Here is a 12,966-nt window from a genome sequence, read left to right as displayed (position 1 = left end):
GCCCAACCCGGGGCAAAAACTGCCCTCACTAGAACACTACAGCACGACTAGAAAATCACAGCACGTCCAAGCCGTCACAGCGAATCTGAACCGGGCGCTCCCCCACGTTCTTCTTCAACGCCGCAATCGTTGCACGCGTAGCACGCAACTCACGGGTCACCTGCTGGGCAATGCCGTACGAGAAGAACATCAGGGTACGCCAATCGCCCTGAACCGGCGCCTCCTCAGAATCCTCCTCAAGAGACTCCGACCAGGCAAAATACCCCTGATCCAGAGGAACCGGACCCACAATACGCAACTGCTCACGCACCCGCTCCGGTAGCGCAGAAGAACCCAAGAACTCCTCCATGAAGGCGCGAACATCCGCCTCCGCACCGGTCACCGCAGCCGTACGAACCGCCGGAGGCAGACCCGTCTGAGCGCGCTCCTCCAGCTCCTGACGAGCAAACCACGCCGGATCCCAACGCACCAGCGCCTGCTCCACCGGCGACGGCGAAGCAGTCGTCACCACCGTACCCTCAAGAGCCGCCGGACGAACCAATGCCGCCGCATTCAACCAGCGACGCAACGCCGCCTCCGGAGCACGCAACGAATCAAAACGAAGCATCTTATCGGCATCCAGAAGAAGCGCCGCCGCATAGCCGCCAAAAGCCACCGGCTCAGCGCCCGGAGTCGCCACCACCAGCGCAGGCTCAGGCCCAACCGACGCGCGCACATGGTCACCCGCCGAAGAGATCACCGGAACGTTCGGGAACGCACGACCCAGCTCCTCAGCAGTACGAGTCGCACCCGCAGCCGAATAACGCCAATGCGTAAAACCACACTCAGAACAACGCCACTGCTGCGCCAAATGACCGCACCACGAACACGACGGAACCGACGAACCCGAAGCCACCGACAAAGGTCCACTACACTCGCCACAACGCGCCGGCATGCGGCAACGCTCGCACGAAAACGACGGAATATAACCGCTACGCGCCACCTGCACCAACACAGGACCACGCGCCAACGCCCGACGAGCATGCTCAAACGCCAGGTGCGGAATACGCGCCATCGCCGCCAACGGGTCACGCGCCAACTCAAACTCCGAACCTGTCGAAAAAATACGCGGCGAATAATCACGCACCAACGCACGCGGCGCACGCACATGAGACGCCCAGCGGGTACGCACCAGACGCGCCGCCTCACTACTCATGCTGAACCCGGCAAACAGCGCCGCAGTATTCTCAGCAGAAGCACGCAGAAGCAACACATCACGGGCATGACAATACGGGGCGCGCTGCTCCACCAGCGAAGAATCGCCGTCATCCCAGCACACCACCAGGCCCAGGTTCGCCACCGGCGCGTAGGCTGCCGCGCGGGTACCAATCACCACAGGAACCTGCCCCAGGCGAGCCTTCACAAACCCGTGATAGCGAGTATGCGGAGTGGAATCAGAACTCAAACGCACAAACGAGTCAGCGGGCAGACGCTCGGCGAGCGCCGCCTCCAGAAGATCCAGGTTCTTAGCGGTCGGAACCACCGCAATAGCGCCGCGACCACTGGCAGCAGCAGCCGCGAGTGCGGTCGCCAAAACATCCGCCCACGTGTGCTCCAGGTGACCGGGAAGAACCGTCATCACGGCGCGGGTCGCGGCACCGGCGGCAACATCTTCAATGAACTCCGCGCCGTTCTCGTAATCGGAGAAGACGGAGGCGGCATCCGGCGCGTCCGGGTTCAGCGCCGGCGGGTCCAGCACGAAGGGGGCGGGCCCGCCGGGGGTGGCAAGCCACGCGTACGGGTCGGTAGCGCTGGAGGCAGCGGCGGCGGTAGAAGGCTCAGATTCCGCGTGCTCCGGATCCGCGCTCTCGGGAGTATCGGAAGTGCTTACCGGAGCAGAATCACCCAAATACGCCGACTCATAACCCGGCAGAAGGGGCGCGTACTTCTTATCCAGCGCGGCAATGCGCGGCGGCACCGCCAGGCGCAGCACGTTCGCCACCGTGGAGGCGTAGCGGTCAGCAAGCGCCTCGGCAAGCGCAAAAATTTCGGGCGCTGCAGAGGGCACACGCGACAGCACCGACTTGAGCGGCAGCAGCGAGGCGCGCGTCCAATCAGTCGTGGCGGCGCGCTCCTCAATGTAACCGGTCAGCTCGTGGCCGTTGAACAGCACGCGCACACGAGCGCCGGGCACCGCATCCTCACTCAGCTCAGCGGGCACGCGGTAATCAAACGTGCGGTCCACCTGCGGCAGGGTGCTATCCACGCGCACACGCGCCACAGGGTTCGGCACGCCGCTCGCCTCCAACTCGGCGGCAACGTTTACCGGCTCCGGGGCGGCCGGAATCAGGGCATCACGAAGAGCAGGAAATCCCTGCAACAGGTCAAGCTGTTGCAGGGATTCCTGCTGAGCACCCAACGGTGCCGAAGAGTTCGATTCAGAACTGCTCTGAGTCACCCGAATCAGCGTGCTCCTCTACCCTGACAGATATTAGGAGGAGGACACTGCCGAACGCAGTGCATCCACGCGGTTCAGGCGCTCCCAGGTGAATTCCGGCTCGGTGCGGCCGAAGTGGCCGTGAGCTGCGGTCTTCTTGTAAATCGGGCGGCGCAGATCCAGTTCGTTAATGATTGCCAGCGGGCGCAGGTCGAAGACCTCACGCACAGCCTTCTCAATCTTGATCGGGTCGACCTTCTCGGTGCCGAAGGTTTCAACGTACAGACCGACCGGCGCTGCCTGGCCGATAGCGTACGCAACCTGAACCTCGGCGCGGTCGGCAAGACCGGCACCCACAATGTTCTTCGCAACCCAACGCATTGCGTACGCTGCGGAACGGTCCACCTTCGACGGGTCCTTACCGGAGAACGCGCCACCACCGTGACGAGCCGAACCGCCGTAGGTGTCCACAATAATCTTGCGGCCGGTCAGGCCCGCGTCACCCACGGGACCACCCTGAACGAAGCGGCCAGCGGGGTTCACAATGAACTTGGCGTTGGAGGAATCCAGCTCAACGCTGCCCAAAACCGGTGCGATAACGTGCTTCTCAATGTCTGCACGCAGGTCAGCCAGGTCGTAGCTTGCGGTGTGCTGGCTCGAAACAACCACGGTGTCCACGGAAACGGGCACGTTGTTCGAGTCGTAGCCGAGGGTGACCTGGGTCTTGCCGTCGGGGCGCAGCTCGGTCAGCAGGCCGTCCTTACGGACCTTGGTCAGACGCTCAGAGAGGCGGTGCGCCAGCCAAATCGGGGCGGGCATCAGCACGTTGGTCTCGTTCGAAGCGTAACCGAACATGATGCCCTGGTCGCCCGCGCCCTGGCGGTCGTACTCGTCAGCAGCAATGCCCTGACGAACCTCGAGGGACTCGTACACGCCGGCGTTAATGTCCGGGGACTGCTCACCAATGGACACGGACACGCCGCAGAACTCGCCGTCGAAGCCGCGGGTAGAGGAATCGTAGCCGATACCCAGAATGGTCTCGCGCACGATGGAGGGGATTTCGACGTAGCTGGAGGTAGTCACCTCACCAGCAACATGCACCTGACCGGTGGTCACCATGGTCTCCACAGCAACGTTCGCTGCGGGATCCTGGGCGATGATGCCGTCAAGGATGGCGTCAGAAATCTGGTCACAAATCTTATCGGGGTGGCCTTCAGTCACCGACTCGCTGGTGAATAGGCGCAGATGGTTATTACTCACGGTTTCCACTCTACTGGTTGAGGGCGCGCGAAGATAGCGCGCTCGTAATGATGACGGTTTCCTTCAATTATGACACGTTTGTTAAGCGCTATTACGAGGCGGGGTGCTACGTTCACACCCCGGGCGGGCCTTCACCCAGCGCCAGCCAGAGGATTAGGTCAGCGCCGCCAGAATCTTCTGAGCCAACGCCGGACCAATACCCGGCACCGCCGTCAGCTCCTCGGCGCTCGCCTGCTTAATCTGAGCCACCGACCCGAAGTGCTTAATCAGCGCGGAACGCTTCACCTCGCCCAGACCGGGCACCTCATCCAGGGCGGAGGCGACCATCGCCTTACCACGCTTGGAACGGTGGAAGGTGATAGCGAAACGGTGCGCCTCATCGCGGATGCGCTGCACCAGGTACAGCGCCTGCGAGGTGCGCGGCAGCACGACCGGGTAGTCGTCGTCCGGTAGCCACAGCTCCTCCAGGCGCTTAGCGATGCCGGCAACGTACACGTCCGTAATGCCCAGGTCGCTCAGCGCGGCGGATGCGGCAGCCACCTGCGGCGGGCCGCCGTCCACGAGCACCAGGTTCGGCGGGTAGGCAAACTTCGCAGGCTCGGGCGTGGAGGCGTCAATCTCACCGGAGTGCACGGGCGCAGCTTCGCGTTCAGCCTGCTGCGCCAGGTGCCTCTTGAAGCGGCGCGTAATGACGTCGTACATGCTGGCGGTATCGTCACGCGCGGCGTCGCCGGTAATGCTGTAGGTGCGGTAGGCGTTCTTCGCGGGCATGCCGTCCTCAAAGACAACCATGGACGCAACCACGTTCGTGCCCTGCACATGCGAAATGTCGTAGCACTCGATGCGCAGCAGCGGGTCGGGCAGTTCCAGCGCCTCCTGCAGCTCCACGAGGGATGCGCTACGGGTGGTCAAATCGCCGGCACGGCGGCTCTTGTGCAGGGTCAGCGACTGGCGAGCGTTCTCGGCGACCGTCTTCATGAGTTCTGCCTTGTCGCCGCGCTGCGGGACGCTAATCTCCACGGGCCCGCCGCGCACCTCCGCCAGCCAGGACGCCAGCTGCTCCTTATTCTCGGGCTCCACCGGCACGAGCACGGAACGCGGAATATCGTAGCTGTTCAGGCTCTTCTCGGCATCCTTCTGGGAAGCGAGGCTCGCCGCAATATCGCTGTACACCTGCGCAATCAGCTGCTCGATGAGCTGCGCGTCGGTGCTGTCGTTGACCTTCTCCACAATCCAGCCGCGCTGGCCGCGGATCCTGCCGCCGCGCACGAAGAACACCTGAACGGACGCCTCCAGGTCGTCCTCAGCGTAGGCGAACAGGTCGGCGTCCACGGTCGCGCCGAGCACCACGGCGTTACGCTCAAACGCTTTAGTCAGCGCGGCAATATCGTCGCGAAGAATCGCGGCGCGCTCAAAGTCCATATCAGCTGCGGCGGCTTTCATTTCCGCGGTCAACTGGGCGATATGCTTCTCAGCGCCACCACCCATAAACCGGGTCAGCCCGCGCGCCAACTCGCGGTGCTCCTCGGCGCTAATCTTGCCCACGCACGGCGCCGCGCACTTATCGATATAGCCGAGCAGGCAGGGCCGGCCGCTATTCTTCGCGCGGTTAAACACGCCGTTCGTGCAGGTGCGCACCGGGAACACGCGCAGCAGCGCATCCAGGGTTTCACGAATCGCCCACGCCTGCGAATACGGACCAAAATAGCGCACGCCCTTACGGCGCTCGCCGCGGGTGACCATGGCGCGCGGGTACACGTCATTGACGGTAATCGCCAGGTACGGGTACGACTTATCGTCACGGAACGCAATGTTGAAGCGCGGCGAAAACTCCTTAATCCAGGTGTATTCGAGTTGCAGCGATTCCATTTCGCTCGCCACCACGGTCCACTCCACGCTCGCCGCCGTATGCACCATTGCGTAGGTCTTCGGGCTCAGCGTCTGCGGGGACGCAAAATAGCTGTTGAGGCGGTTGCGCAGGTTCTTCGCCTTACCCACGTAGATGACGCGGCCGTCAGCATCGCGGAAACGATAAACGCCCGGGTCGGTGGGGATTTCGCCGGGGGCGGGGCGGTAGCTGGAAGGCTCTGCCATGGGTACTTTCTCCTCGCTCTACTGGGCTTGACGGTGCTTCTCTACGGGGGTCGGTGCGGGCTTTCTGCTGGGCTGTCGGGGTCATCCCAGGCTCGCGCATACGACAAACCGCGCATCCTACACCGGCCCCCAATGCGCGGGGGTCGGTGCGTGAATGCGCGGTTTAAGTCTACGCGGTATAGGCGGGGCGTGCCCTAGCCTGCGTCACGTGCGGCTGAGGGCGAAACGTTGTACTCGTGCTTTCGCGCCTGACCGGACAGCTGAGCAATCTCATCCATGATCGTGTCGGTGGTGACGCGGCGCTGCTTGCCGGTCATCTTCTCACCGGTCTTCTCAAAGTAGAGCGGCTTGCCCACACGAATCGTAAAGCGGCGCGGGTAAATCATGTTCGAGCCGGGCTTCTGCAGGCGGTCAGTGCCAATCAGACCAACCGGAACCACGGGCGCGCCGGTCATGTGCGCCAGCCACGCCACACCAATCTTGCCGCGGTACAGGTAGCCGTCGCGGGAGCGGGTGCCCTCGGGGTAAATGCCGAAGACCTTACCCTCCTGCAGCTTCTCCAGGGCAATGTCGAGTGCCTTGAGCGATTCGGAACGGTCGGAGCGGTTCACGGGAATGATGTCCACGGCTTCGAAGAATGCCTTCATCATCTTGCCGCGCGGGCCGGGGGTGTTCACGTACTCAGCCTTGGCGAGGAACGCCACACGGCGCGGCATCATGGCAGAAATAATGATGGAGTCCAGGAAAGACAGGTGGTTGGAGGCGACAATCACCGGGCCGTTGGCGGGGAAGTTTTCGAGTCCGGTCACGCGGGCGCGGAAGACGGTGCGCAGGATTCCGGTGACTGCTTTCTGGGTGGATTTGTAGAGAAGCACGTGAACTCTCCTGAGGTGCCGATAGATTGCGGGCTGTGGCGGCGGTCCGCCGTGGATGCGGGGCGAGTGACCCCTTCTGAATATACGCCGCCAAAGAGCACAAAATCTGTACTGCGGTAACCTATGCCGCAAAAAATTTGTACTGTGTTTAGTAGCGTTGGGTTTTATTATTCCACACCCGAGTGTAGGCACGTGAGGGGTGCCGCGCTCCCCTTCCACATGCTGGGATGCGCCTCCCACCCAAGTTCCTGCGAGTGCCCCGATTGAGGGAGTCTGCACAGCTTCCACCCCGGCGCCTCCTCCCCCGTTACAGGCGGGGAGGTAGCGCGGAAGCTAAGGGTTCAACCTCAACGTAATATTTCAGGTTTTCCGCCTTATGATTGCCAATTTCCCCGCCAAATAGCCGTGTCACATTATGACGCTACGTCAGCAAAGTTTCGTAAATGCGCATTTAATATGCAAAAATGAGAGCAGGGTGGGCTGTCGCACCTCCCTCAAGGACGATTCACCCTGAACATAGTGAGCCGCCCCTCCAGCGGATGTGCGTCGGGACCACTCCACCTACAAATTCCACGCACACTGGAGACATACACTATGGCTACAAAACCCGTCTCGCGTGCGCAGGCAGCAAAGATTGCCCGCCGCTCAGACACGGTCGGTGCCTATGCCGGAAAAGGCTGGGTACAGGCTGTTGCGTTTGTGATGCTCCTGGGCTTCACCATCATGGCAGTCCTTGCAATGCGCACCTACGCACTCTCCATGCCGCTCCCCGACAAAATCGTCGGCAACGACGGCAAAACTATCGCAACCCAAGAACAGATTCTGCACGGTCAGGAACTGTTCCAGGGACGCGGCCTGCAGCAGTACGGATCCGTTCTGGGTCACGGTGCTTACCTCGGCCCCGACTACACTGCAGAATACCTGCGCCTGACCACCGATGCTGCCGTCAAGGAGTACCGTGAACAGGGCAAGCAGGACCCCCGCGAGCTCGTCAAGAACGAGTGGCGCAAGGAGAACAAGTACGACGAGCAGACTAAGACCATCACCTGGTCCGCTGGTGAGACCAAGGGCTACCAGCTCATGCTCAAGCACTACCGCGAAACCCTGATGAAGGGTGACACCTCGCAGGGCCTGTTCCCCAACGCCATTAAGAACGACGAAGAACTGCACGACATCGTCGCATTCTTCGGCTGGACCGCGTGGGCATCGGCGGCAGACCGCCCCGACCAGCCCTACTCCTACACCAACAACTGGCCCTCCGAACCCAACGTGGACAACAAGCCCACCGCGGATCTGATGGTCTGGTCGGCACTCTCCCTGATTGCCCTCATCGGTGGTACCGGTCTGATGTTCGCTATCTACGGCCGCTGGTCCCGCGCTATCGGCTGGCACGCGGAAGAGGCACCCGTCCTCGACTTCCGTCAGCCCGACGAAGTTCGCCTGACCCCCTCGCAGAAGGCAGCCTGCCTGCTCTTCGCAACGATCCTGGTGCTGTTCCTGCTGCAGGCTCTGGTGGGTGCGCTCACCGAGCACTACCGTGAAGAACTCACCGGATTCTTCGGTATCGACATGGGCCAGTTGCTGCCCTACACGGTATCTCGCACCTGGCACCTTCAGCTCTCCCTCTTCTGGACCGCAGGCGCGTTCCTGGCGGGCGGTATCTTCATCGCCCCGCTGATTACCCGCCGCGAACCCAAGAAGCAGGGTCTGCTCACCTACGTTCTCATCGGCGCCGTGGTCTTCGTGGTCCTCGGCTCGCTGCTGAACGAATGGTTCTCTCAGAAGGGCCTCATCCCCAAGGAATTCACCGGCTTCTTCTCGCAGCAGTGGGAGTTCCTGGACCTGCCGCGATTCTTCCAGATCCTGCTCACCGCGGGTATGTTCATCTGGATCGTCATCGTCTGGCGTACCCTCTCCGCTCGCCTGAAGGGCTCGAAGAAGACCTCCCTGCCGTGGCTGTTCCTCTTCTCCGGCCTCGCCATCCCCATGTTCTACGCGGTCGGCCTGCTCGCAGGTCAGCGTACTCACGTGACCGTCGCCGAATTCTGGCGATTCTGGGTGGTTCACCTCTGGGTGGAGGACTTCCTCGAACTGTTCACCACCGTCATGGTGGCGTACATCTTCGTGCTGCTCGGCGTGGTCCGCGAGCGCATCGCGATCTCCATCATCATGATGGACGCCGTGCTCTACTCCGTCGGTGGTGTGATCGGTACTCTGCACCACACCTACTTCGTCGGTACCCCCTCCGAGCAGATGGCATTCGGTGCGTTCTTCTCGGCTGCTGAGGTTATCCCGCTGACCTTCCTGACCGTTGAGGCGTGGGGCTTCATGCAGCTGGGTGCTCGCCAGTACTCCAACCGCACCAAGCCTTTCCCGCACCGTTGGGCTGTCATGTTCCTGATTGCTGTGGGCTTCTGGAACTTCCTCGGCGCGGGTGTGTTCGGCTTCCTGATTAACCTGCCGATCGTGTCCTACTTCGAGATTGGTACGGCACTGACCGCAAACCACGCACACGCATCCATGATGGGTGTGTACGGTATGCTCGCGATCGCGTTCGCGGTGTTTGGTCTGCGCTACCTGCTCCCTGAGGACAAGTGGCCTGAGAAGGGTCTGAAGTTCTCCTTCTGGACCCTGAACATTGGTCTGCTGTGGATGTCCTTCATCTCGCTGCTGCCGCTGGGTATTGCTCAGCTGTACAAGTCCGTGGGTGAAGGCTACTACGAGGCTCGTTCCTTCGCGTTCATTCACGACGGTGCTTCCGCCGTGATGGGTTGGATGCGTATGCCCGGTGACGTCATCTTCCTGGTCGGCATTATCCCGCTGATTAAGCTGGCTCTGCTGGGTATCAAGGAGATCTTCTCCAAGAACGCTAAGGAAACCGTCCTGGAGCTGCCCGAACCGCCGCTGTACGAGGTGGTTGAGGACGCTCGCATCGCAGAGTTCGCCGGCGCTAAGGCTGCCGAGGAGCTGCCCGAGCAGACCAGCCCCTACCGTAGCGATCGTCGAGGCTAACCATGCCTGAGCAGATTGCTGGAGTTTCTTTCCTCGTGTGGCTGGCCTGCGTGTACGCGCTGGGCCTGGTCGCCGTGGGTTGGGGCTTCGATATTCTCGCCAAGCGCACCAGCCAGCGCATGGTGGCGGCGCGAACCTTCGGGTTCACCTACCACGAAGAGAGCGACGCGTGGCTCTGCCCCGAAGACCAGTGGCTGTGGGCGACCGCATTCGACTCGGATAACCGAGTGATGCGTTACCGCGCCAAGCCCAGCGTGTGCAACACCTGCCCGATTAAGGACAGCTGCACCGTCTCGGCGAACGGCCGCGAGCTCACCCGCGAAGTGGACGAATGGCCCTACTCCGAGTCGGGTCGTTTCCACCGCGGGCTGGCGGTTGCTGTCTCGCTGCTGGGCGTGGTCATCCTGATTGGTGCCGCCATCGTCTGGCACTCCCCGCTGGAGCTTCTGGTGGAGGGTGCCGCCGCGGTGGTCTGCCTGTCGCTGACCTACCCGCTGGCTGTGAAGCTCATGCGTTCCCCCGCGAACTTCGAGAACGATCCGAAGCATATTCACGCATCCACCGCTGATGAATCGGTGAACGTGAAGATGGACCGTTTCGCGGCGAAGTGGGGTGGCGTGTCGAATGAGCGTAAGCGCCGTACCGAGCAGACCCGCAAGCAGATGATTGCGGAGGCAACCCTGCCGGTTCGTACCTCTGCCCTCGACCCGGACCGCCCCGCATGGAGCGGCACCGGCACCTCGGTTAAGCGACTGCACAAGACCACGAACGAGGTCCTGCAGGAGCAGAACCTGGCTGAGGTTGAGGCTGCTGAAAAGCTGGCAGAGCAGATGGCGAAGAAGTAGCGCTGCACAAGTTTTTCCGTTCCGGCGGCTGACCGGCTGGCTGGTCCCGTCTGTTAGCTTCGGCGGCTACCCCGTGTGGAATTCTCTTTTGTTCCTCTTTTGAGTTTTCCATGCGGGGTGCCGCTAAAGCACCGACCGCCGCGATGTACGCCGGGACGGAAAATTCCCCTCCCTAAACTCCCCCACACGCAGCCCGGTTACCGGGCACCCCCTACTACCTGCACCGTACGAGGCGCGGGCAGGTGGGCACACATACCGTCCTCCCCCAATATTTGTGAAGGAAAACCATGGATCCCGTCACTTTGGCAACTATCCTCATCCCAGTTGCCGTCATTGTTCTTTTTATTCTGATTCGTATGTTCCGCGTCATCCCCGAATACGAGCGTGGCGTCTCTTTCCGCTTCGGTCACCTGCGTTCGGAGCTGAAGCCCGGCCTGAACGTCGTCTTCCCCCTCGTTGATTCCCTGCAGCGCGTTGATATGCGTGTTATCACCCTGACCATTCCCCCGCAGGAAGTCATCACCAAGGACAACGTTCCCGCCCGCGTGAACGCCGTGGTCCTCTTCCGCGTGACCAACGCCAAGAACGCCGTGCTTGAGGTTGAGAACTACCCGATTGCCACCAGCCAGATTGCGCAGACCACCCTGCGTTCCCTGCTCGGCCGCGTTGACCTGGACACCCTGCTCGCACACCGCGAGGACCTGAACGAGGACCTGCGTTCCATCATCGGTTCGCGCACCGAGCCGTGGGGTATTCAGGTGGAGCTCGTCGAAATTAAGGACGTTGAGATTCCCGAGGCTATGCAGCGCGCCATGGCTCGCGAGGCTGAGGCTGAGCGTGAGCGCCGCGCAAAGATCATTTCGGCACGCGGTGAGCTGGAGGCCTCCAGCGAGCTGAAGGAAGCATCCGACATTCTGAGCCAGTCCCCCGCCTCCCTGCAGCTGCGTTACCTGCAGACCCTGCTGGAGCTGGGTGCCGATCAGAACTCGACCGTGGTCTTCCCGCTGCCCATGGACGTGATTGGTCCGCTCGTGGGTGCGCTCAAGGGCGAGAGCAAGTAGACTGTAGACCTTGCATCTTCTGAGGCACCTACGTGCCTATCGCAAAAACCTCGAGTACCATAGGTGCTCGAGGTTTTTGTATGCCCGGATCTTTTTTCACCACCAAGGACCACGATGACTGCCCGCTTTGCACTTTTTCTTTCCAGGATTCCAACTCCGCGCCGCTACGGGCGGATTATGGCGCTTCTCTTAGCATCCCTGGGTGGAGCGGTAGATGTTTTCTCTCATATTCATTACAAAGCTTTGGTTGCCACGCAGACCGGTAATTTTATCCTTCTCATTGCTGATATGAGTCACAGTTCGCAGCACGCTATTCACCTGCGTTGGCTCTCAGTGATTTTCTTTAGCCTGGGGTACCTGGGCGGTCATCTTCTGCATGATCTTTTGGGGCAGAGGGCACACCTGAAACACTGGCGTATTTTTACTCTGGTGCCCTTCCTCCTCGTCTGTTTTGTGACTCCTCTGATTCACCGGGTGAGCGAGCACGGGGTCCAGGTGGGGGCGTTAGCGTTCACTATTGGCATGCTCATTCATGCACTTGCAGACACGCGTATTGGTGAGAACCCGTTTTCCCTGTTTATGACCAGCGGAAATTGGCGCAAAATGTTAAGCGCCTGGTACACGGCCGGCGCCCTCTATACCCGTGCTATAGCTAATGCTTGCAGCACCCGGAGGGAGCGTGTTGTTAGAAGGCGTGTTGAGGCTCGTCACCCGTCAGCGGATACCGCCCCCGCCCTGCCTGAGGACGAAGGACGCCGCACCCGCAGACGTGCTCTGATGACGGCTTTAGATTACTCCCTGGTGGTCGGGGGATTTGTCGCCGGTGTGATTGTGATGGCTCTCCTAGATCAGCTGGTAGGTAGTATCTCTCTGTGGTTTGTCGGGTGTTTGGCAGCTGGAGCGTTCTGGGTGGGGTTCCGGGCCGAGAAAAATGAAGATGCGGATAACGAAGCTGAGGCTCAGAGCTAAGCTCAATAAATCAGAACTAGGTTCTGCAGGTCAGAACTAAACCCGGCAACTCAAAGCTAGACCAGCTCCCCTTCCCTGACGCATTAGCCTGACGCACTAGCCGCGGCGGCTGATTCGTAACGGTTAGACATATAGAAATATCCCGTGCAGATGAGAGTATCTGCACGGGATATTTCTATGCCGAACATTCTTCACGAACGCTAGAAGGAAGGCGTTTGGCCCGCCGCGGGGGTTGGATGAGGTGGTTGCGACGGGCCAAACTGGTCGGTTACACGCCGTAGAGGTGCGGGCGCGGCAGGTACATCAGCCAGTTGGGTGAGGGCCGGAATCCTACCGCAAACGGTTTTCACCGACGCCTTAAGCATAACCGGCACAACCCCCGAACCAGCGGTAGCTTGAGTGAAGCATCAATCACCCATCTCACGCCATGCCGG

General features: G+C 61.1%; 8 protein-coding genes. 4 read left to right on the top strand and 4 right to left on the bottom strand.

Annotated elements, in window-relative coordinates; all coding sequences use genetic code 11:
• Positions 1-55: 55 nt before the first annotated feature.
• The 4 genes from O3675_RS00705 to O3675_RS00690 form a co-directional block, all read right to left on the bottom strand.
• Positions 56-2,437: a primosomal protein N' gene (locus O3675_RS00705; protein WP_371570296.1), complete on the bottom strand. Its 2,382-nt coding sequence runs from the start codon at positions 2,435-2,437 to the stop codon at positions 56-58.
• A gap of 33 nt (positions 2,438-2,470) precedes the next feature.
• The gene (gene metK, locus O3675_RS00700) at positions 2,471-3,676 is read right to left on the bottom strand and encodes a methionine adenosyltransferase (RefSeq protein ID WP_005506182.1); all 1,206 of its coding nucleotides are present in this window, start codon (positions 3,674-3,676) and stop codon (positions 2,471-2,473) included.
• 153 nt (positions 3,677-3,829) lie between these two features.
• On the bottom strand, positions 3,830-5,770 hold the full coding sequence (gene uvrC, locus O3675_RS00695; RefSeq protein ID WP_005506184.1) for an excinuclease ABC subunit UvrC: 1,941 nt from the start codon (positions 5,768-5,770) through the stop codon (positions 3,830-3,832).
• 194 nt (positions 5,771-5,964) lie between these two features.
• The gene (locus O3675_RS00690) at positions 5,965-6,645 is read right to left on the bottom strand and encodes a 1-acyl-sn-glycerol-3-phosphate acyltransferase (protein ID WP_070543026.1); all 681 of its coding nucleotides are present in this window, start codon (positions 6,643-6,645) and stop codon (positions 5,965-5,967) included.
• Positions 6,646-7,239: 594 nt separating this feature from the next.
• Between O3675_RS00690 and O3675_RS00685 the strand changes: the two genes are divergently transcribed.
• From O3675_RS00685 to O3675_RS00670, 4 genes are all read left to right on the top strand, one after another.
• Positions 7,240-9,657 carry a nitric-oxide reductase large subunit gene (locus O3675_RS00685; RefSeq protein ID WP_070676263.1) on the top strand — a complete coding sequence of 806 codons (2,418 nt, stop codon included), beginning with the start codon at positions 7,240-7,242 and terminating at the stop codon, positions 9,655-9,657.
• A 2-nt stretch (positions 9,658-9,659) separates the two neighbouring features.
• Positions 9,660-10,502, top strand: coding sequence for a transposase (locus tag O3675_RS00680; protein WP_070629640.1), 843 nt, complete (start codon positions 9,660-9,662; stop codon positions 10,500-10,502).
• Positions 10,503-10,789: 287 nt separating this feature from the next.
• Positions 10,790-11,563 (top strand): slipin family protein, encoded by a 774-nt coding sequence (locus tag O3675_RS00675; RefSeq protein WP_005509141.1) that lies wholly within the window; start codon positions 10,790-10,792, stop codon positions 11,561-11,563.
• A 114-nt stretch (positions 11,564-11,677) separates the two neighbouring features.
• On the top strand, positions 11,678-12,532 hold the full coding sequence (locus tag O3675_RS00670; RefSeq protein WP_371570291.1) for a YoaK family protein: 855 nt from the start codon (positions 11,678-11,680) through the stop codon (positions 12,530-12,532).
• Positions 12,533-12,966 lie beyond the last annotated feature (434 nt).

It is taken from the genome of Rothia sp. 27098_8_27 (assembly GCF_041432805.1).
In the GTDB taxonomy this organism is placed as follows: domain Bacteria; phylum Actinomycetota; class Actinomycetes; order Actinomycetales; family Micrococcaceae; genus Rothia; species Rothia mucilaginosa.
The sequence above is the reverse complement of the archived record's forward strand: the minus strand, read 5'-3'. Positions and strand labels throughout refer to the sequence as shown.

Bases quoted from the DNA above. Each gene is read 5' to 3' on its own strand.
- O3675_RS00685 (WP_070676263.1), top strand. From the start codon at position 7,240: ATGGCTACAAAACCCGTCTCGCGTGCGCAGGCAGCAAAGATTGCCCGC.
- uvrC (WP_005506184.1), bottom strand. From the start codon at position 5,770: ATGGCAGAGCCTTCCAGCTACCGCCCCGCCCCCGGCGAAATCCCCACC.
- O3675_RS00670 (WP_371570291.1), top strand. From the start codon at position 11,678: ATGACTGCCCGCTTTGCACTTTTTCTTTCCAGGATTCCAACTCCGCGC.
- O3675_RS00675 (WP_005509141.1), top strand. From the start codon at position 10,790: ATGGATCCCGTCACTTTGGCAACTATCCTCATCCCAGTTGCCGTCATT.
- O3675_RS00680 (WP_070629640.1), top strand. From the start codon at position 9,660: ATGCCTGAGCAGATTGCTGGAGTTTCTTTCCTCGTGTGGCTGGCCTGC.